Origin of the sequence: Streptomyces blastmyceticus, from assembly GCF_039521185.1 — a bacterium.
Taxonomy (GTDB): Bacteria; Actinomycetota; Actinomycetes; order Streptomycetales; family Streptomycetaceae; genus Streptomyces; species Streptomyces blastmyceticus.
Genome location: NZ_BAAABW010000021.1, coordinates 135,309 through 154,808, shown reverse-complemented (window position 1 = coordinate 154,808; position 19,500 = coordinate 135,309). Strand labels below are relative to the sequence as shown.

20 protein-coding genes are annotated in these 19,500 nt (G+C 69.9%); 11 read left to right on the top strand and 9 right to left on the bottom strand.

Going from position 1 to position 19,500, the window contains the following annotated elements; translation table 11 throughout:
• Window positions 1–124 precede the first annotated feature (124 nt).
• Together ABD269_RS19460 and ABD269_RS19455 are read right to left on the bottom strand one after the other, a co-directional pair.
• Window positions 125–1,291: an MFS transporter gene (locus tag ABD269_RS19460; RefSeq protein ID WP_344119440.1), complete on the bottom strand. Its 1,167-nt coding sequence runs from the start codon at window positions 1,289–1,291 to the stop codon at window positions 125–127.
• A gap of 47 nt (window positions 1,292–1,338) precedes the next feature.
• Window positions 1,339–2,598 carry an ATP-grasp domain-containing protein gene (locus ABD269_RS19455; protein ID WP_344119438.1) on the bottom strand — a complete coding sequence of 420 codons (1,260 nt, stop codon included), beginning with the start codon at window positions 2,596–2,598 and terminating at the stop codon, window positions 1,339–1,341.
• Between the two features lie 161 nt (window positions 2,599–2,759).
• On the opposite strand from ABD269_RS19455, the gene ABD269_RS19450 reads away from it, so the two are divergent.
• A complete protein-coding gene (locus tag ABD269_RS19450) occupies window positions 2,760–3,689 on the top strand; it encodes a LysR family transcriptional regulator (protein WP_301887709.1) in 930 nt (309 codons plus the stop codon).
• A 35-nt stretch (window positions 3,690–3,724) separates the two neighbouring features.
• On the opposite strand, the gene ABD269_RS19445 is transcribed toward ABD269_RS19450, so the two are convergent.
• Window positions 3,725–4,894: a steroid 3-ketoacyl-CoA thiolase gene (locus tag ABD269_RS19445; RefSeq protein ID WP_344119435.1), complete on the bottom strand. Its 1,170-nt coding sequence runs from the start codon at window positions 4,892–4,894 to the stop codon at window positions 3,725–3,727.
• 273 nt (window positions 4,895–5,167) lie between these two features.
• Between ABD269_RS19445 and ABD269_RS19440 the strand changes: the two genes are divergently transcribed.
• The 4 genes from ABD269_RS19440 (at window position 5,168) to ABD269_RS19425 (ending at window position 8,642) form a co-directional block, all read left to right on the top strand.
• Entirely contained in the window at window positions 5,168–6,400 is a 1,233-nt protein-coding gene (locus ABD269_RS19440) for a cytochrome P450 (RefSeq protein WP_344119433.1), read from the top strand.
• 170 nt (window positions 6,401–6,570) lie between these two features.
• A complete protein-coding gene (locus ABD269_RS19435) occupies window positions 6,571–7,191 on the top strand; it encodes a DUF6230 family protein (protein ID WP_344119431.1) in 621 nt (206 codons plus the stop codon).
• Between the two features lies 1 nt (window position 7,192).
• The gene (locus ABD269_RS19430) at window positions 7,193–7,957 is read left to right on the top strand and encodes a DUF6114 domain-containing protein (protein WP_344119429.1); all 765 of its coding nucleotides are present in this window, start codon (window positions 7,193–7,195) and stop codon (window positions 7,955–7,957) included.
• Complete coding sequence (locus tag ABD269_RS19425) at window positions 7,944–8,642, top strand: hypothetical protein (protein WP_344119427.1); 699 nt, start codon at window positions 7,944–7,946, stop codon at window positions 8,640–8,642. The genes ABD269_RS19430 and ABD269_RS19425 overlap by 14 nt, the downstream gene beginning before the upstream one ends.
• Before the next feature lie 28 nt (window positions 8,643–8,670).
• Here the strand turns inward: ABD269_RS19425 and ABD269_RS19420 are convergent, their stop codons facing one another.
• The gene (locus ABD269_RS19420) at window positions 8,671–10,716 is read right to left on the bottom strand and encodes a bifunctional glycosyltransferase 87/phosphatase PAP2 family protein (RefSeq protein ID WP_425572926.1); all 2,046 of its coding nucleotides are present in this window, start codon (window positions 10,714–10,716) and stop codon (window positions 8,671–8,673) included.
• A gap of 213 nt (window positions 10,717–10,929) precedes the next feature.
• Here ABD269_RS19420 and ABD269_RS19415 point away from each other — a divergent pair, with 213 nt between their 5' ends.
• Window positions 10,930–11,454 carry a GNAT family N-acetyltransferase gene (locus ABD269_RS19415; protein WP_344119425.1) on the top strand — a complete coding sequence of 175 codons (525 nt, stop codon included), beginning with the start codon at window positions 10,930–10,932 and terminating at the stop codon, window positions 11,452–11,454.
• Here ABD269_RS19415 and ABD269_RS19410 read toward each other — a convergent pair whose 3' ends face one another.
• Window positions 11,455–13,524, bottom strand: a complete 2,070-nt coding sequence (locus ABD269_RS19410) for an MFS transporter (protein ID WP_344119423.1) — start codon at window positions 13,522–13,524, stop codon at window positions 11,455–11,457.
• 264 nt (window positions 13,525–13,788) lie between these two features.
• On the opposite strand from ABD269_RS19410, the gene ABD269_RS19405 reads away from it, so the two are divergent.
• The 3 genes from ABD269_RS19405 (at window position 13,789) to ABD269_RS19395 (ending at window position 15,559) form a co-directional block, all read left to right on the top strand.
• Window positions 13,789–14,442, top strand: a complete 654-nt coding sequence (locus ABD269_RS19405) for an HAD-IA family hydrolase (RefSeq protein ID WP_344119421.1) — start codon at window positions 13,789–13,791, stop codon at window positions 14,440–14,442.
• Window positions 14,443–14,465: 23 nt separating this feature from the next.
• The gene (locus ABD269_RS19400) at window positions 14,466–14,987 is read left to right on the top strand and encodes a MepB family protein (protein WP_344119419.1); all 522 of its coding nucleotides are present in this window, start codon (window positions 14,466–14,468) and stop codon (window positions 14,985–14,987) included.
• Window positions 14,988–15,049: 62 nt separating this feature from the next.
• Window positions 15,050–15,559 carry a DinB family protein gene (locus ABD269_RS19395; RefSeq protein ID WP_344119417.1) on the top strand — a complete coding sequence of 170 codons (510 nt, stop codon included), beginning with the start codon at window positions 15,050–15,052 and terminating at the stop codon, window positions 15,557–15,559.
• Between the two features lie 27 nt (window positions 15,560–15,586).
• On the opposite strand, the gene ABD269_RS19390 is transcribed toward ABD269_RS19395, so the two are convergent.
• The 4 genes from ABD269_RS19390 to ABD269_RS19375 are packed head-to-tail and all read right to left on the bottom strand — an operon-like array spanning window position 15,587 to window position 17,934.
• Window positions 15,587–16,048 (bottom strand): NUDIX hydrolase, encoded by a 462-nt coding sequence (locus ABD269_RS19390; RefSeq protein WP_301887691.1) that lies wholly within the window; start codon window positions 16,046–16,048, stop codon window positions 15,587–15,589.
• Window positions 16,035–16,337, bottom strand: coding sequence for a UTRA domain-containing protein (locus ABD269_RS19385; RefSeq protein WP_425572933.1), 303 nt, complete (start codon window positions 16,335–16,337; stop codon window positions 16,035–16,037). Before ABD269_RS19385 ends, ABD269_RS19390 begins: the two co-directional genes overlap by 14 nt.
• Window positions 16,338–16,378: 41 nt before the next feature.
• Entirely contained in the window at window positions 16,379–17,617 is a 1,239-nt protein-coding gene (locus ABD269_RS19380) for a helix-turn-helix domain-containing protein (RefSeq protein WP_344119414.1), read from the bottom strand.
• Between the two features lie 8 nt (window positions 17,618–17,625).
• Complete coding sequence (locus ABD269_RS19375) at window positions 17,626–17,934, bottom strand: putative quinol monooxygenase (protein WP_301887689.1); 309 nt, start codon at window positions 17,932–17,934, stop codon at window positions 17,626–17,628.
• 450 nt (window positions 17,935–18,384) lie between these two features.
• Here ABD269_RS19375 and ABD269_RS19370 point away from each other — a divergent pair, with 450 nt between their 5' ends.
• On the top strand, window positions 18,385–18,594 hold the full coding sequence (locus ABD269_RS19370; RefSeq protein WP_344119412.1) for a DUF397 domain-containing protein: 210 nt from the start codon (window positions 18,385–18,387) through the stop codon (window positions 18,592–18,594).
• A 240-nt stretch (window positions 18,595–18,834) separates the two neighbouring features.
• Window positions 18,835–19,488: a 2'-5' RNA ligase family protein gene (locus ABD269_RS19365; protein ID WP_344119410.1), complete on the top strand. Its 654-nt coding sequence runs from the start codon at window positions 18,835–18,837 to the stop codon at window positions 19,486–19,488.
• The last annotated feature ends 12 nt before the right edge of the window (window positions 19,489–19,500 follow it).

Genomic DNA, 19,500 nt, shown 5'->3' with positions numbered 1-19,500 from the left:
TGTGGCATGGTGGTTCTTTTTCCCTTGCAAATGCGAGCTCATGAACGCCGGTGACCGCAAAGGGTTCCCGCGCGGTTCCGAGCCCCGCTGGTGAGCGCCGTGACGGCGCGTTGAACTGGTGGTGTCAGGAGGAAGAAGGGGCGGTCTCGCCCGAGTCGCGCAGCAGCCAGTGCAGCAGCACGCCCATGGCCGTCATGAGGACGGCGAGCACGAGCAGGATGACGCGGGCCGATACCGAGGTCCCGGCGATGCCGACCCAGGCGACGAAGAAGAGCTGCACCGCGGAGGACGCCGCGAAGACCGTGCTGAGTATCTTGCCCAGGTCGGCCGGAGGGGCGTCGCGCTGGACGAACGCCGGGAACATGATGTTGGCGCAGCTGAGGAAGAGACCCAGCAGCACTCCGGCGGCAAGCCCCGAGCGGAAGCCGGGGGCGAGCGAGAACAGGACCGCGAACAGCCCTGTGAGGAATAGCGCTTTGGACAGGTTTGCGTAGTTGCGCTCCCCGAACATCCGGGAGACCAGCCCGCCGGCCACCAGGGCTCCGATGCCCCAGGCGCTGTCCAGCACCCCGAACCCGGCGGCATCGGTGCCGAGGTCGTTCTGGGCGAACGGGGCGAGCAGGGTGTTGGCGGCGGCCAGGAAGCCCACCGGGGCCACGGAGAACGCGGTCACCAGCAGCAGCTTCCGGTCCGCCTTGAGAACGGTGAACGCCGACCGGAATTCGGCCACCAGGCCGATCTTCACCTCTCTGCGCGCCGGCTTGACGGCGGGGACGAGGAAGAGCAGTGCCGCCGCTCCCAGGTACGCCGCGGCCGGCATCCAGAGCGCGGATCCGCCCTGGGCGCCGACGAGGACTCCGCCGACGAGAGCTCCGGCAATGGTGCCGATCTGCGTCATGATCTGCCACTGGGCGTTGGTGCGGACGAGTCGGTCGTCCACGGAGACGGCCGGCAGGAGCGCCCCGTAGCAGGGGAGCGTGATGGCGTTTCCGACACCGATGATCAAGGTGGTGACGAACAGGTGCCACATTTCCAGCTCGCCGGTCGAGGCGAACAGGGCGAGCCCGCCCGCCGCGACCGCCCGGAGCACCTCGGCGCACTGGGCGAGCTTGCGGCGCTCCCAGCGGTCGATCAGCACCCCGCCGTAGAGGCCGAGTGCCAGGGAGGGCAGGGCGAGCGCCCCGGCCAGCAGTGCCTGGCCGCGCGTTCCGGCGCCGCATTGCAGCGCGAGCCACGAGCTCAGGATGAAATAGGCCGCGACGCCGATGAACGACACCAGTCTGGTGGCCATGAGCGCCAGCAGGGGCCTCTTCCCCGTGGCCAGCGGCGGCTCCGGAGTTACGAGAGTAGAAATATCCGGTCCTTAATCTGCTGGATGCGCTCGTAGTCGTCCAGGATGTTGTCGCGGGACTGGTGGGTCATAAAGATCCGCAGCGGACTGCTTGAGAGATCCTGGGTGGGAATGATCCGGTCCCCCACGGACGGCTTCACGATGACCTTGAAGACCGAATCGAGAGAGCTGACCGCGGCCACCGCGTCCGCGTCGAATCCGGAAATCTTTCCGTCCAGGGATGTCATGGCGTTGTGCACCACGCCCTCCGCCAGCTTCCGGTAATCCCGTCCCGCGTATTTCTGCAGGAAGGACTCCGGGTCCACGGCGGCCAGGGCGACGAGATCGGCCTGGTTGGCATCCATGCAGGCGTCGTGAAATTCCGGGTGGGAATTCCCGTTGGTGCGCGCCGCGACCTCCACCAGCATCGGGCCGTCCTCGGTCATCATGACCTCGGCGTGCGCCGCGCCGTAATCGATGCGGAGCGTATCCAGCACCGTGTAGACGTAGGACTTGAGTTCTTCGACCAGAGGCTCGTCGGGAGAAAGCAGCACATCCTTGTCGTAGATTCGGCGGCCCGAATCCAGCATGCGCTTCTCGTAGCGCCACACGCCGCTGAGAAAACGCCGGCCCCGGCAGCTCACCGCGTCCACGATGTATTCGGTGCCGTCCATGCGCTGCTGCACCAGGACCTCGGCATTGTGGCGGCCGAAGAGGTCCGCGGAGGCCTGAATGCTCTGCGCGGCGGACAGGACCGCGGCCCGGTCGCCGCAGAAGGTCACGCCGTCCGATCCGGTGGAACTGATCGGCTTCACCACGACGGGGTAGGAGTCCAGCCCGTCGGCCCAGTCCGCGAGCTCACGGGGGTCGGAGCTCTTGAACTGCCGGGCGCAGGGAATTCCGGAGCGGCGCAGCGTCTCCAGCATTTCGTACTTGTCGCGCCGGGCCGCGGAATGCTCGGTGCCGTTCCCCTCGAGACCCAGGAGTTCGCTCAACCGGTCGGACAGCTCGACGCCCATCTCGCTGCCGGTCGCGACGCACGCGGGTGACCACCGGCGCAGCTCTTCGATCAGCGCTTCCTCGTCGTCGGCGTCGAGTGACGTGACATACGGGGAGATATCCGGGACCGCCAGCGCGTTACGGACCGACCTGTTGCTGAACACATGGAGAACCTGGGCTCCATGTCGTTTGAATGCCGCAGGCAGATAATTTCCTGTCGCATAACCGTCGACGATAACTGCTGTCGGACCGTTTTCCGGGTGCTCCACCGGGGCTTCCTAAAATGTTTGAAGGAGGGGCGATGTGTGTATGTAAAGAGAGGCAGACTGCCGACCGCCGGAATTCCTGAGCGTCACGGTACTACGGGATTCGGCTCGAAAAGCTGGGTGTACCGTAAAAGTTCATGAAGGGCATGCTTTAGTGTGGCTTCATGCTCGACATCAACCGGCTACGGGCCCTGCATGCGGTAGCCGTCCACGGTTCCATCACCGGCGCGGCGGCGGCCCTGGGCTTCACCCCGTCGGCCGTCTCGCAACAGATCGCCAAGCTGGAACGCGAAACACATACGGCCCTGCTGGAAAGGCATGCCAGGCATGTGACGCTCACTCCGGCCGCCGAAACCCTGGTGGAGGCGGCGCGGCAGGTCACCGCCTTGCTGGAACAGGCGGAGTCGAGACTGGAGACCCAGCGGCAAGTGCCATTCGGCACAATGAAGTTGGCGGCTTTCCCGACCGCGTGCAGATCTCTGATTCCGCCCATGCTGGCCGAGCTCGGCCGTTTGCACAACGGCCTCGACTGCCGGCTGCTGGAGGCCGATCCGTCCAGTGCGCTGGGCCTGGTCGCCGAAGGGGAAATCGACCTGGCGATCGTGCACGACTGGCACAACGTTCCCCTGATGGTCCCCGGCGGGCTGGCGACCTATGAGATCGGTGAGGACGTCGGTGACGTCCTCCTCCACGCGGACCACCCGCTCGCCGACCGGCCCCGGCTGGACGTGGGCGACCTGATGGGCCTGCGCTGGATCAGCCATTCTCCCGGGGCCATGTGCCACAGCTGGCTGGAACGCACTTTCACCGACCGGGGACTGCCCGTCGACGTCGCCTATCACGTGGAGGAGTTCCAGTCACAGATCGCGCTTCTGGCCGCGGGAGTGGGAGCGGCACTCGTCCCCCGGCTCGGCCGGGGGCCGTTGCCCCATAATGTGCGCGCCATTCCCCTGGACCCCGCCCCGGGCCGCAGGATCTACGCGGTATGGCGTCGGCAGGCGGGCAGCCGCCCCTCCATCAGGGCGGCGCTGACCCTCCTGCGCGATCTGGCCGAAGGACTGGACGAGAACGTCATGGTCCGGCCGGTGCGCTGATCGCCGGACGGGATGCCGCGGCCTCGATCCGGCCCTCACAGCCGCTGGATGATCGTGCCCGTCGCCAGTCCCCCGCCCGCGCACATCGTGATCAGGGCGAATTCCTTGTCGGCGCGTTCCAGTTCGTGCAGCGCCGTCGTGATCAGACGGGCGCCCGTGGCGCCCACGGGGTGGCCGAGGGCTATCGCGCCGCCGTTGACGTTGACCTTTTCGAGGTCCTGGTCGAAGACCCGGGCCCAGGAGAGGACGACCGACGCGAACGCTTCGTTGATCTCCACGAGGTCGATGTCCTTGAGGGACATGCCCGCGCGGCCGAGGACGGCGCGGGTGGCGTCGATGGGGCCGTCGAGGTGGAAGTGGGGGTCGGCGCCGACGAGGGCCTGGGCCACGACGCGGGCGCGGGGCCGCAGCCGCAGGGCGCGGGCCATGCGCTTGGAGGCCCACATCAGGGCGCAGGCGCCGTCGGAGATCTGGGAGGAGTTGCCTGCGGTGTGGACGGCGGTGGGCATGACGGGCTTCAGCCCGCCGAGCGCCTCCATGTCCGTGTCGCGTAACCCCTGGTCGCGGTCGACGAGGCGCCACATGCCCTGCCCGGCGAGCTGTTCCTCCTCGGTCGTCGGGACCTGCACGGCGAAGGTCTCGCGCTTGAAGCGCTCCTCGGACCAGGCGCGGGCGGCGCGCTCCTGGGAGAGGAGGCCGAGGGTGTCGACGTCCTCGCGGGTGAGGCCGCGTCTGCGGGCGATGCGCTCCGCGGCCTCGAACTGGTTGGGCAGGTCGACGTTCCACTCGTCGGGGAAGGGCTTGCCGGGCCCGTGCTTGGAGCCGCTGCCGAGCGGGACGCGCGACATGGCCTCGACGCCGCAGCCGATGCCGACGTCGATGACACCGCTCGCGATCATGTTGGCGACGATGTGGTTGGCCTGTTGCGAGGAGCCGCACTGGCAGTCGACGGTGGTGGCGGCGGTCTCGTAGGGCAGGCCCATCGCGAGCCAGGCGGTGCGGGCCGGGTTCATCGACTGCTCCCCGGCGTGGGTGACCGTGCCGCCGACGATCTGCTCGACGCAGTCGGGCTGGATCCCGGTGCGGGCGAGGATCTCCCGATAGGTCTCGCCCAGCAGATAGGCGGGGTGGAGATTGGCGAGCGCCCCTCCGCGTTTGCCGATGGGGGTGCGCACGGCTTCGACGATGACGGGTTCCGCGGCCATGATGCGTCCTTTCGTGGCATCCGGAGGCTCCCGGCGGCCCCCGGCGCTGTGCCATGCACTCGAAGGCCTCCCGGTGGCCCTGAGCAGTCCCCCGCCGAACTGGTACGCGTTCTAGTTCCGTTCGCAGTCTTATGACTGCTACCCCCGGTACGCAAGGGTGGCGCACCCTCGGGCTCCGCAACAGATGGCGCCCCCGGCCTTGCCACTCCACGGCCCCCTCATTACCTTCGGGGCACGCCTGATGGACCGTCAGGTGTACGGAGGTGGTGGCCGATGTCCTGTCCAGCGCTGCCCGGAGGGTTCGACTTCACCGACCCCGGCCTCTACGAACAGCGGGTGCCGCTCCCGGAATTCGCCGCCCTGCGGCGTACGGCACCGGTCTGGTGGAACGCCCAGCCGCACGGCGTCGCGGGCTTCGACGACGACGGCTACTGGGTGGTCACCCGGCACGCGGACGTCAGGGAGGTCTCCACCCGGCCGGAGGTCTTCTCCTCCGCCGCCAACACGGCCGTCATCCGCTTCCACGAGCACATCCGGCGCGAACAGATCGACGTACAGCGGCTCATCATGCTCAACATGGACCCGCCCGAGCACACCCGCGTGCGCCAGATCGTCCAGCGCGGCTTCACCCCGCGCTCGGTCCGGGCCCTGGAGGGCGCGCTGCGCGGGCGCGCGCGGGCGATCGTGGCGGAGGCCCTGGAGCGGGGCGGCGGCAACTTCGTCACGGACATCGCCTGCGAGCTCCCGCTCCAGGCCATCGCGGAGATCGTCGGCGTCCCCCAGGGCGACCGGGCGCGGATCTTCGACTGGTCCAACAAGATGATCGCGTACGACGACCCCGAGCTGGCCATCACCGAGGAGGTCGGCGCGACGGCCGCGATGGAGCTCATCTCCTACGCGATGAACCTGGCCGCCGAGCGCAAGAAGTGTCCGGCCCGGGACATCGTCAGCCGGCTGGTGGCCGCGGAGGACGAGGGCAATCTCGCCTCGGAGGAGTTCGGCTTCTTCGTGCTGCTGCTGGCCGTCGCGGGCAACGAGACCACCCGCAACGCCATCAGCCACGGCATGCACGCCTTCCTCACCCACCCCGGGCAGTGGGAGCTCTTCAAGCGCGAGCGGCCCGCGACGGCGGCGGAGGAGATCGTACGGTGGGCGACGCCGGTCGTCTCCTTCCAGCGGACGGCGACGCGCGACACGGAGCTCGGGGGCGCGGCGGTCGGGGCGGGGCAGCGGGTGGGCATCTTCTACGCCTCCGCCAACAACGACCCCGAGGTCTTCGAGCGGCCCGAGGTCTTCGACATCACCCGGGACCCGAACCCCCACCTGGGCTTCGGTGGCGGCGGTCCGCACTTCTGCCTGGGCAAGTCGCTGGCGGTGCTGGAGATCGACCTCGTCTTCAACGCGATCGCGGACGCGGCGCCGGACATCGAACTCGCCGGTGAACCACGGCGGTTGAGGTCGGCGTGGCTGAACGGCATCAAGGAACTGCGGGTGCGCTACGCGTAGCGGGCCCACTCACTGACGTCCAGTCAACTTCCTTTGCCTGGACCGGAATCGGTCCGTACCAAGACCTTGCCCGTGGACACCGGTGGACTTACTCTCGGGTACACCTCCGGGCCAGGCACGTTCGTCACGCCACTCACCCGCTCACACGCGGCTCTCCGAGAGGACATCGCATGAAGGACGCCCAAGGAAGACAGGTGACGGGACGCGTCAGGTGGCGGAAGTTCGCCGTGCTGGCCGTGCCCGGCTTCGCGGCCACGGCCGCGCTCGCCATCGCGCTCGCCGACGGGGCACTGGCGGCCTCGTTCGCCGTGTCGGGGCAGGAGTTCAAGGTCAGCGCCGGCAATCTGGACGGCGATGGCTTCGCGCAGTACGGCAGCATCGACACCAACGTCCGGGGCCAGCTGCTGCCCGTGGCCGTCACCGCGGTCAAGAAGGCGGAGATCAAGGACCTGTGCCAGTCCGTGGTCACCCATCTCCCCTTGATCGGCGACATCTCGCTGAACCTGCACGCCGGCCGGGGCAAGGACCCGGTCAAGGCGTCCGACCTGTTCCTGGACGCCACGCAGCTCAGCGGCAACGCCGAGTTCAAGAACATCGAGATCGGGCGCGACGCCTCCACGGTCGACAAGGGGCCGAAGGGCGCGCAGGGCCTCCAGGACCTCTTCGCCCAGCAGGCGGACCATGTGAAGATCAACGACATGCGGCAGGTCGCCTGGGCGACCAACGCGGGCACCTTCACCCTCTCCGGCCTGAGCATGAGCATCGCCAAGGGCAAGCAGGAGTGCTTCTGACGTGGCGGCCGGCATCGAGTCCGGCCGGCCACGGCGGCACCCCTGGGCGGCGTGGCGCCAGTGGCGCAAGGGGCGGCCGTTCTGGGGCGGGCTGGCGGCCGTGCTCGCCGGGGCGGAGATCTGCGCCATTCCGCTGGCGCCACTGAAGGTCATGCTGCACCAGGGGATCGCGGGCATCCCGTCGGTCCTCATGGGCCTGGTCATGATCGTGATGGGCCTCAGCGCGTGGTTCGCACCGCAGTACCGGACCCTCGCCGGGATCGTCACCGTCATGGTCGCGGCGGCCACGCTGGTGATGTCCAACCTCGGCGGCTTCCTGATCGGCACGCTCATGGGGGTGGTCGGCGGAGCGATGGTCTTCGCCTGGCAACCGCTGCCGCAGCCGGCTGACGCCGGCGAGAGACCGATCAGCGAGCCCGGGGTACCGGGCGGCAGCCCTGCCGCCGGAGGCCCCGGCAGCCCGGACGGCCCCGCGGCCGGCGGCCCGGACGCCGAGCCCGGACCGGCCTGGGGTGGCCCTACCGCCGGAGGCCCTGCGCCCGACGCACCCGCCACCCCTCCGCCCGGCACCCCGCCCCCACCCCCGCCGAACCCACCCGGCACCGGCCCGCCAACTCCCGCGGCCCGGCCGCCCGCCGGGCCCTCGGCCGAGATCGGGCCGTGGACACCGGCACAGCAGCCGCCCAGGTCCGGCCCCGTCCGGGACGTCGACCACCAGCCCCGTCCCCACCTTCCGCACCAGAGGAGTTCCGATGACCGCTCGTAGATTCCGCAGCCGTGCCCTGCTCGCCTCCGGAGCCGGGCTCGCGTTCGTCGCCACGCTCGGGTTGGGCGGTGCGGGGACCGCCGACGCGCGGAGTGTCGATGACGCGGGGCCGACGACCGTCACGCCCGCGGGGCACTACTTCGCGGCGACGCTCACGGGGAGCGCCACGTTCACGGCCGGTTCCGTGACCGTGACCTGTAACGTCTCCACCTCGCAGCCGACCGCGGGCGGCGGGGACGCGAGCAACCAGATACCGAGCGCCCCCGGCAACCACAACGACGCGGGCCCGGTCGTCAGCAGCCTCAACTCGCCCACGTACTCCTCGTGCACCGCCAACCTCCCGGGCGTGACCGTATCCGTCACGACCTCCGGCGCCTGGGGCGTGGCCATGCAGAACGCGGACACGCCCGCCGCCACCCTCACCATCCCCAGCGGCGGCTTCGTCCTGCAGACCGCCGGCCTGGCCAACTGCACGGTGACGGCGGCGCCCGCCGCGGCGGCCAACCTGAACACGACCTTCGCCAACGGCTCGCCGTCCACCCTCACCGTCACGGACGGCACGGTCCCGGTGCAGGTCACCGGCGGATTCGGCTGCCCGACGGCGGCGACGTCCTCGGTGTTCAACGCGACCTACCAGGTCACGGACGTCACGGACCCGTCCCAGCAGATCACCGTCACCAGCTGACCTCCGGGGCCGAGCGGGGCGGGAGCGTTCAGCCCTTGGACCGCGCCGGTTCCGCCGCCTCCGCGGCGGCCAGCGCGTCGCTCTCGCTCCGCGCCCCCGGCACCCTCCCCGGCGCCCGGCGGCCGGGCCCGGTCAGCGCGTACTGGACGGCGAAGCCCGACATGACCACGAACGCGCCGCCGGCCGCGTCCAGGACGTAGTGGTTGGCGGTGCCGACGATGACGGAGAAGGTCATCAACGGGTAGAGCATTCCCAGCCACTTCATCCACACCTTGGGCGCCACCACCGCGATCACGACGCCGCACCACAGGGACCAGCCGATGTGGAGCGACGGCATGGCCGCGTACTGGTTGGAGAGATCGGTGAGCGCGCCGAAGTCGGGGTTGGCGAGGTCCTGCGGGCCGTTGGCGGTGTCGATGAAGCCGCGGCCCGGCATCAGGCGCGGCGGGGCCAGCGGGTAGGCCCAGAAGCCGACGAGCGCCATCAGCGTCGCGATGGACAGCGCCGTGCGGGCCCAGCGGTAGGTGCCCGGGCGGCGCACGTAGAGATAGCCGAGCAGGGAGACCGGCACCAGGAAGTGGAAGGTGCCGTAGTAGTAGTCCATGCTGTCGGCGAGCCAGTCGACGCCCGCCACGAAGTGGTTGAAGCGGTGCTCGACGTCGATGTGCAGGAACTCCTCGGCGCCGAGGATCTGCCGGCCGTGGGACTCCGCGAGGGTCCGCTCGTCGGGCGCGTTGGCGCGGATGAAGGAGTACGCCCAGTAGCCGACCCGTATCAGCATCAGCTCCAGGAAGACGTTCGGCCGGCTCAACGGCCGCTTCCAGAAGCGGAACAGCGGCACCCAGGAGAACCGGCCCGGCTGCGGCTCGGTCGCGGGCGTCGGCAGCGGCCGGTCCCACAGCGGTGACGTGCGCGGCAGGAAGGGCACCGCGCAGGCGGCGATGAGTGCGGCGAGCAGCGGCGCGTTGTCGCCGAGTGGCCGCAGCAAGGGGTTGTCGGGCATGAGGACCGTGCTGGTCAGCGTCATCACGAGGACGACCAGAACGGGCCAGACGAGCCGGTCGGCGCGGCGCCTGCCGACCCGGCCGACGACGGCGAGCAGGATCCACAGCTGCTGGTGCTGCCAGGCGGTGGGCGAGACGGCGACCGCGACGCAGCCGGTGAGGGCGGTGGCCAGGAGCAGTTGGCCGTCGAGGGCGTAGCGGGCGGCACGGCGCAGGCCGAGCACGGCGACGGCGACGGCGAGCAGGCCGTAGAGCACGAGCTCGGCGGGGCCGTGCAGGCCGATGCGCAACAGCAGCCCGTGCAGGGACTGGTTGGCGAGGCCGTCGGGCGCCTCGCCGAGGCCGGCCCCGGCGATGTGGTGGAACCAGTACGTCCATGAGTCGTCCGGCATGGCCAGCCAGGCGACGGCCGTGCCGACGGCGAAGGTGACGCCGGACGCGGCGGCGGCGCGGCGCCGCCCGGTCAGCCAGAGCAGCACGGCGAAGAGCAGCACGGCGGGCTGGAGCGCCGCGGCGACGCCGACGAGGATCCCGGAGGCGGGCCCGGAGCCGCGGGCCAGGCGCGGCAGGCAGCAGGCCAGGAGCACCAGCAGCACGGGGATGATGCTGGTCTGGCCGAGGGTGAAGGTGTTGCGTACGGGCAGCGAGAGCACGGCCAGGATGATCGCCGCGGGGGTGGCGAGCAGGGCGGTGCGGCGGGTGACCGGGGCGGGCAGCGAGCGGGCGGCGACGAGGGCGAGGGCGACGACGAGCAGCAGGGTGCCGAGCGTCCAGCCGATGCCGAGGCTCTGTTCCGCGGCCTTGGTCAGCGGTTTGAGCACGAGCCCGGCGAAGGGCGTACCGGTGAACTTGTCGGTGTCGTAGAGCGAGCCCTTCACATGGAGGACACCGTTGTCACCGATCCAGCGTTCGAGGTCGGTCAGGCGGCGTTCAGGGGGGAGGCGGAGCACCACCGCGGCCTGACGGACGGCCAGTATCCCCGCGAGCAACCACAGTGCGGCCAGAGCCAGGACCGTCCGTGACCCCGCGCCGGGCAGGCTCCCGAGGCCGCCCCTCTGTGCATTCGCCACGCCCCGCAGCTCCTCCAGTCGCCCCGGCTCGGTCACCCTCGTAGGGCTGTTTGAGACCTTACTGAGTCCTGAAGAACAGACGCATGTCACCCCCAGGTCACCTGACAAGGTCCCACAACTGGCCGGATCCGGACGCCTGTCACCTCCAACGGCGGGTTCGTGCCGCCGGAAAAAGGCCGCCGCGGGAGATCGGCCGCGTGCCACCATGCCCGCATGACCGAACGCACGACCGATGACCGTCGCGTCCCCCGGGTGTGGGACATCGCGCCGCAGCCCGTCGGGGCGCCCGCCTCCGCCGAGTTGTTGCGGGAGTACCTCACCGACGTCGCCGACCGCTGGCACCTGTTGCACGACGGCCGCCGGTGCACGGCCGAGGAGATCGACGGCTATCTCGCCGAGGACCCCAGTGACGACCTCGCACCGCCGCGCGGTGTGCTGCTGGTGGGGCGGCACGGCGGCGAGCAGGGCGGCTGCCTGGGCCTGCGGATGCTGGACGGGCGGACGGCCGAGCTGAAGCGGATGTACGTACGGCCCGCGAAGCGGGGCCTCGGCGGGGCGTCCGCGCTGCTCACGGCGGCCGAGGCGGTGGCCCGTGAGCGGGGCGCGGAGCGGATCGTGCTGGACACCCGGAAGGATCTGGTGGAGGCGGTGGCGCTCTACCTCCGCCACGGTTTCACGCACATCCCGCGGTACAACGAGGGCCCGTACACCGAGGTCTGGCTCGGCAAGGAGCTGTGATCACGGGCGCGGGTCGTGGTCCCGCTTCGCGGGGCCGTTGTGGGGCTGCTCGGAGTCGGAGCCGCACAGCTCCGCGTTGAGTTCGCGCACGAGCTGCTGGAGGTCGGTGGGGCGGTCCTTCGACCACCAGTCGCCCAGGAGGTCCGCGAGCGATTCCTCGCGGGCGCGGAAGAGGCGTTCGGCGACCTGCCGCCCCTCGTCGGTGAGGATCAGCGGCAGCCCTTCGCGTACGGCCAGGCCCCGCGACTCCAGCTGCGCCGCCGCCTCGGTGATGATCCGCAAGGGGATGTCCACGCGCTCGGCGAGCAGGGCGGGTTCGGCGGATCCGTAGCGGTTCATGCGGAGCAGCATCCAGCTCGCGGCGGGTTTGAGGTCGAACCCCGCCCGTTCGGTGATCTCCTCGTAGATCCGGCGCTTGCCCTCGCGGCTGCCGAGGAGGGACAGCGCGCGGGCGCACTCCTCGTGGGAGGTGCGTTCGACGGGGTTGCTGGAGAGGACCTCGCTGGTGTCGGGGGCGGTGACGCTGCCCCGCAGCGGCTCCTCGCGGAGGAAGAAGGCGAGGGCGAAGGCCACGAGCACGGCGGGCACCGCGTAGAGGAAGACGTCGGTGATCGACGTGGAGTAGGCGTCGAGGACCCCCGCCCGGGGCCCGGCGGGCAGCGCGGAGACGGCGCGCGGGTCGGACTTGAGCTGCCCCGGGGTGACGCCGGGCGGCAGGTGCGCGCCCGCGAGGGCGTCGGCGATGCGGGGCCCGAGCTTGTTGGTGAAGATCGTGCCGAAGATGGAGACGCCGAAGGACGCGCCGATGGACCGGAAGAACGTGGCGCCGGAGGTGGCGACGCCCAGGTCCTCGTAGCCCACGGAGTTCTGCACGATCAGCACGAGCACCTGCATGACGAGGCCGAGCCCGAAGCCGAAGACGAAGAAATAGACGCTCATCTCGCCGGTACTGCTGGCCGGTTCCAGCCGGTGCAGCAGGAGCAGGCCGATGGCGGTCAGCCCCGTCCCGGCGATGGGGAAGACCTTGTAGCGGCCGGTGCGGCTGACGATCTGCCCGGAGGCGGTGGAGGAGATCAGCATCCCCGCCACCATCGGCAGCATGTGCACCCCGGACAGGGTGGGCGAGACGCCCTGCACGACCTGGAGGAAGGTCGGCAGGTAGGTCATGGAGCCGAACATGGCGAAGCCGACGACGAAGCCGATCACGGAGCAGAGCGCGAACGTCCGGATCCGGAACAGCTTCAGCGGCAGTACGGGCTCCGCCGCGCGCCGCTCCACGAGCACGAACGGCACCAGCAGCGCCACGCCCAGCACCCCGAGGCCGATGATCTGCCAGGACGACCAGGGGTAGCTGACGCCGCCGAGCGAGGTCATCAGCACCAGGCAGGTGGCGACGACGGCGATGAGGAGGGTGCCGAGGTAGTCGATGCGGTGCGGGGTGCGGCGGACGGGGATGTGCAGGACGGCGGCGATCACGCCGAGCGCGACGACGCCGATGGGCAGGTTGATGTAGAAGACCCAGCGCCAGCTCAGGTGGTCGACGAAGAGCCCGCCGAGCAGCGGGCCGAGCACGCTCGTCCCGCCGAAGACGGCGCCGAACAGCCCTTGGTAGCGGCCGCGGTCGCGCGGCGGCACGATGTCGCCGACGATCGCCATCGACAGCACCATCAGCCCGCCGCCGCCCAGGCCCTGCAGGGCGCGGAAGGCGATGAGCTCCCCCATGTTGCGGGAGAGGCCGCACAGCGCGGAGCCCACGAGGAAGATGACGATGGCCGTCTGGAAGAGCTTCTTGCGCCCGTACTGGTCGCCGAGCTTGCCCCACAGCGGGGTCGCGGCCGTGGACGCGAGCATGTAGGCGGTGACGACCCAGGAGAGGTGGTCGAGGCCGCCGAGGTCGCTGACGATGGTGGGCAGCGCGGTGGAGACGATCGTCTGGTCCAGGGCCGCCAGCAGCATGCCGAGCAGCAGCGCGCCGATCGCGACGAGCACGGTGCGCCGGGGCTGACCCGCGCCGGGTACGGCCGCGGGCTCCGCGGCGGCCGCGGAGGGGGCCGGGGTCTCGTCCGCCATGGGCTGGCTCCTGGGGTGCGGCTGCCGGCTGTCCGCTTCCCATCGTGTTCCGGATCGGCGCGCCCGGATAGCCGGGGTAGCCCATTGGCTGTTTTCCCTCCTGCCCCCGACCCCGCCTCGGACCCCCGGTGATCAAGGCTGGACCTGGCCTGTTGGAGGTTCCGGGGTAGTTTTTGTATCGTTAAGGAACAAAGTGGCTCCGCCCGTATTCCCTGACCGGCGGGCGGAGCCGCTTGTCTTCTCTCCCGCGCCCTGGAGTAGCCGATGACCACGCTCACCGCCCGCGCCCTGCTCCTGGACATGGACGGGACGATCGTCAACTCCGATGCCGTGGTCGAGCGCTGCTGGCGCGCCTGGGCCGAGGAGCAGGGCCTGGACGCCGCCGAGGTGCTGAAGGTCGTGCACGGCCGCCAGGGCTACGCGACCATGGCCGTCCTGCTCCCGGACCGCCCGATGGAGCTGAACCACGCCGACAACCGCCGCATGCTCGCGGCCGAGACCGCCGACGTCACCGGCGTCGTGCCGATCGCGGGCGCCGTCGGCTTCATGGCCGCCCTCGCCGGCCTCCCCCACGCCCTGGTCACCTCCGCCGACCGCGGCCTCGCCGAGGCCCGCATGGGCGCGGCGGACCTCCCGATGCCGGACGTCCGGGTCACCGCGGAGTCCGTGGGCGCCAGCAAGCCCGACCCCGAGGGCTTCCTCAAGGGCGCCGCCCACCTCGGCTTCGCCCCCGAGGACTGCATCGTCTTCGAGGACTCCGAGGCGGGCATCACGGCGGGCAAGGCGGCCGGCATGCGCGTCGTGGGCATCGGCCCGCGCGCGGCGGCCCACGCGCCGGATGTCGCGGTGGCGGACTTGACGCGGGTACGCGTGGAGACCTTGCCGGGCGGCGGGATCACACTGCATTTCGAGGGCTGACGCCCTGCGGGCAGGATGGGGGCATGACCACCACCCCCGCACCCCGCCCGCACCCCGACCTGCTCGCGGCGAAGGCGCTGGCGTACGACCCGAGCGGATTCACCTGCTCCGAGCCGGTGCCCGAGGCCGAGAGCGCGGAGTACGGGGCGTGCGCCTTCACCCTGGACAGGCTCTCCGTCAGGTTCCGCGCGGCCAAGACGACGCCGACCAAGGCCGGTCAGTTCGTCACCGTGTGGAAGCGGTCCCCGGGCGGACCGATCCAGCCCTTCGACGCGGCGGACCCCGTCGACCTCTTCGTCATCAGCACCCGCGACGACCACGGCTTCGGCCAGTTCGTCTTCCCGCGCGAAGTCCTCCGCGAACGGGACATCGTCTCGACCGACGGCACCGGCGGGAAGCGCGCCTTCCGCGTCTACGCGCCGTGGGTCACCGCACCGAACCGCACGGCGCGCAGCACACAGGCGTGGCAGGTGGACCACTTCCTGCCGCTGCCGGAGGAGGGGCCGGTCGATATTGCCCGGTGCCGGGCGCTCTACCGGAAATAGAGCGGCGCGACACCTCACGTGCGACTTAAGGTGAGCCCTTTCGCCGGCGAAAGGATCAAACCATGGAAACCACCGACCGCACAGGGCCGCCCCTCACCGGCGGCGAGCGGGAAACGCTGCGCGCCTTCCTCGACTTCCACCGCGCGACGCTCGCCATGAAGTGCGACGGCCTCTCCGACGAGGACCTGCGCCGCCGCTCGATGCCACCGTCGACACTGACGCTGCTCGGGCTGGTGCGCCACATGGCGGAGGTCGAACGCACCTGGTTCCGCCGCGTGATCAACGCCGAGGACGTCCCCCTGGTCTGGTCCGACGAGGGCGACTACCAGGCGGCGTACGACGCGACCACGTCCACCCGCTCGGAGGCCTTCACCGCCTGGCAGACGGAGGTCGAGCACGCGCGCCGCATCGAACTGGCGGCGGAATCCCTGGACATGACGGGCCATCAGCCACGCTGGAACGCGGATGTGTCGCTCCGCCTGGTGATGCTGCACCTCATCCACGAGTACGCGCGCCACAACGGGCACGCGGATCTTTTGCGCGAGGGGATCGACGGGGTGGTGGGGGCGTGAAGGGGGCTCCCCCGGGGATGAGGTGACTCAGCTCGTCACGAGCCGCTGCCCGTCATGGATGCGCACATATGGCGGGTTGTCGCCGATCGCGTCCAGGAGTCTTACGGCGTACGCCTCCGTCATGGACGCTGCCACTTCGTCGGGCGTCAGCCAGGAGACAGCGGCGGCTTCGTCGGAGGTCTGAGCGGTGCCGCCCACAGGGTGGCACCGGAAGACAAGGGCGACGATCCCACGCGCCATGTTCTTGTACACGCCTGTCAGCCGCCCCACCTCGACCTCGACGCCCGTCTCCTCCAGCACCTCACGCCGGACCCCGCCCTCCGGCGCTTCCTCGATCTCCAGCACACCGCCCGGCAGCTCCCACCGCCCGTTGTCGGCACGACGGATCGCGAGCATGCGGCCGTCGTCGCGGACGACGGCGCCTGCCACGGAAACGGAGTGCAGGGGCGACGGCTGTTTCGGGGAGTGAGCCCGGTCAGCGCCGACCATCGAACTCGTACTCCAGCACATACGAAGCCGAGTCGAGGGTCATCTCGTTCACCTCGACAGCCTTGACGCCCTCGGCGAAAGCGGTGCGGCAGATCAGAATGACCGGCGTTCCCGGCGAGAGAGCAAGCTGCTCGGCTTCACCGCCGGACGGCATCCGGCAACGGATTTCCTCCCGGAAGTGGACGGGCTTGTAACCGAGTTCCGCCAAGCGTGCGTACACGCCGCCCGAACCCCTCCGTCGCAGCAGACGGAACGACCGCGGGGGAACTGCCGTGCTCCGATCCATCATCGAGCGAACATCCCTTTCCTCTTCGGACGCCATGATCGGTCTCAAGACATCGCATCCGCGCGCCGCGCGAGCGCCCGCAGCTCAGGAGAGGCCGTGCGGCCGACTATCAGCATCAGGTCCCGGATCGCCGCCCTTGCCGCCACATGCGTGCGGACCATCTCGGGAGACAGCCGCTCAGCGCCGAGGAAGCAGGTGAGCGCCTCTTCCACATGCCGCAGTTGCGCGTGCGCTCGTCCGACGTCCAGCGCAAGGCGCGCCTGACGTTCCGCGGAGAGACCGGAGGCGTCCAAGCGCTCGCTGATGTCGAGCGCTTCACCGGCATCCCCCAAGTCGACAGCAATGGAGACCGCCTGGACCTCGACGTTCGTCGGGCCGAATTCCAGGTTGTGGTCATTGCGGTCCTCCCGGAGGAGCCCGGCCGTTCGACGGGCGTTCGCCGTCTCGCGACGGGCGTCCGCACGGTTGCCTGTTCGTGCATGCACGAGGGCAAGTGCGAGCTGGAAGGAACCCAGCAGGGAGAGCACCTCCGGCAAGGGCGCCTCGGTGCGCGCCGCGTACGCTCCGAGCGCGTTCGCGGCGGACAGAGCCGTATGTTCGGCCTGGTCGTAGCGCTTGAGCCTGACGAAGGCGTGGGCAAGCCGGAAGGTTCCCGCGAAGACGCCCATCACATGGCCGGACCGTTCCGCGGCGGCAATGGAACGGTCCGCCGCCACCCAAGCCGCGTCCGGCTCGTTCTGACGGACGAAAGCCGCCGAAAGCGCTTGATAGGCGCGGGCCAGCAAGCCGTACACCTCAGCACGGTCGCGCTCCTCCACTGCCCGTGCCGCGCGTTCCACATGAGGGATGAGCGAGCTGAGCAATGCGCTCAACTCCGCGAACCGGTCACCGTGCGCAAGAGACCAAGCGTCGTCAACAGCAGAGCGAAGTTCGGCGAACGAGGGGCCCTCGTACGGACTCCCGGAGTCGAGGAGGGTGCCGGGAGCCGGGTGGCCCGAGATCAGCAGCCGGGCGCGGTCGAGGTCATTCGGCTCAGGAGCCGACTCATCCGCTTGATCCGATGGCGGCGCGTCGGGACGCAACTCGTGCAGTGGCACTCCGAGGCCGTCGGCCAGCATGTGCAGGACATCCAGTCTGTTGACGGGCTGGACGCCACGCTCAACCTGGGACAGCCAGCTGGCCGTACGGCCGATGGCGTCGGCCAGTTCCCGCTGGGTCAGGCCGCGCCGGACACGCAACTCCGCCACCCGCGCGCCGAACACACGCCGCCCTTCGGGTCTCACCGGCCCCTTCACACCTTTCCGTCGATCTGTTCCAGGAATGTCACTTCCGTGTCGGCGACGAACTTCTCGCGCTCCTCGAGGAAGTGCCTGGTGTGCGCCTGTTGTTCATGACTGTCGAACGCCGCCCGGTCCTCGTACAGCTCATAGAAGACCCTCACGTTCGGCTCCCCCGTCACGCGGTGATTCACATACACCACTGTGCCGTGCTCACACGTCCGGATCCCCTCCAAGGTCCGCGCCACCAACTCGTCGAAACCGCGTGCGGCGTCGGCGTCATGCAGCGTGAAACGTACGACCAGCCCAAAGCCTGCGGCCATGCCCACTCTCCCCTCGGGTCGCACCAAGGTTCCCAGAACACTCGAAGTGAGGGTAGTCGCAGATTCTCTTGACTCGCAGAAAAACTGTTAGTAGCTTCGCAGTTGAGCCGCTACCCAACGTGATCATTGTGGCCGGTGGACGGCTCGCGCACCCGACGTTCCCAGCGGTGCGAGAACAAGAAGGCCCCGGCGGTCAGAACTCATTGGTGCTGGTACCACCACGCGAGTCCCCGCCGTCTCCGAGCCGCTCAGCGGCGGACCCTCCGCCGCACCCAGACCGCCGAAGCCCGCCTGCGCCGAATGCGTCGTACTCGACAACGCCTTGAAGTGGGCGCAACACGTCGGTGACGCCGCTCGCGTACAGGCCGTCCGCACCGAGATCAGCGCGCACTTCGGCTCAGTGCGCGCCACGCGGAAAAACTCCCCGCCATTCAGCGAAAGGACAGGCACATGAGCCACCGCCCCGACTTCACCTTCGTGAGCGCGTCGGCCTGCCGAGACAAGAGGGTCAACAACTGCCCTCAAATCGCTGTCAATGTGCCAGGCGTGGTGGCGTTGCGCGACAGCGAGCGGCCCGAGACCATCGTCACGATGACAGCGGATGCGTGGAGGACGCTCACCGACGCTGTGAAAGCCGGAGAGTTCGACCTGAGCGCCTGATTCCGAGAGCAGGTCCCATGGAGAAGTGCCCACACTGCGCCGCCGATTGCCCCACCGACCCCGAGAACGGGTTGCCCTGGTGCGCGCAGTGCGGGGCATTCTTCGGGCTCGCGCTGCCCGCCTGCCGGGGCTTGTGGTGGCCCCGGCAGGCAGCCACCCGCGCGCCCGTCCGCCCGCGCACGCATTGAACAGGAGCACGCCCTCTCGCCGGACGAGGTCCGGGCTGCTTGGATCCGGGCCATGAGCGACGACCGCATGGCCGACCACTGGTGGTGGCGTCCCGGCTGGCGAGTGGGCCGGCGCTTCTATACGTGGCACTTCACGTTCCGGGACGCCACCGATGTGCACCGGCTGGCAGCCGACTACCGCCGAGGGCTCCGGAACCTCCCCGGGCTGGACCCGGTACCGGATCAGTGGCTGCATCTGACGACCCAAGGGCTCGGGTTCACCGACGAGGTGCCGGAGAAAGACGCGCGAGCCGTCGTCGACGCGGCAGCTCGGAGATTGGACGGGCACCCCGCCTTCGACCTCACGCTGCACCACCCCGGGATCACACCCGAAGCGATCCGCTGGGAGGCCTCGCCCGCCCGGCCTCCGGCAGACGTGCGACGAGCCCTGCGCGGGGCGATCGGTGACGTCAGGTCCGACGTGCCGGAGCCGGAGGACGGCTTCGTCCCGCACGTCACCATCGCCTACAGCAACGCCGACGGCCTGGTGCAGCCCGTGGTCGACGCCCTCTCACGAGTCGTCACGAAGCCCGCGACCGCCCGTATCGAGAGCGTTGAGCTCATCGTCCTCAACCGCGACCACCAGATGTACGAGTGGGAACCTTTCGCGGAAGTACGACTCCGCAACGGTCACCGTGACAAGCCATCAATCGCGACGAAGCCGTGACAACGAGCCCGC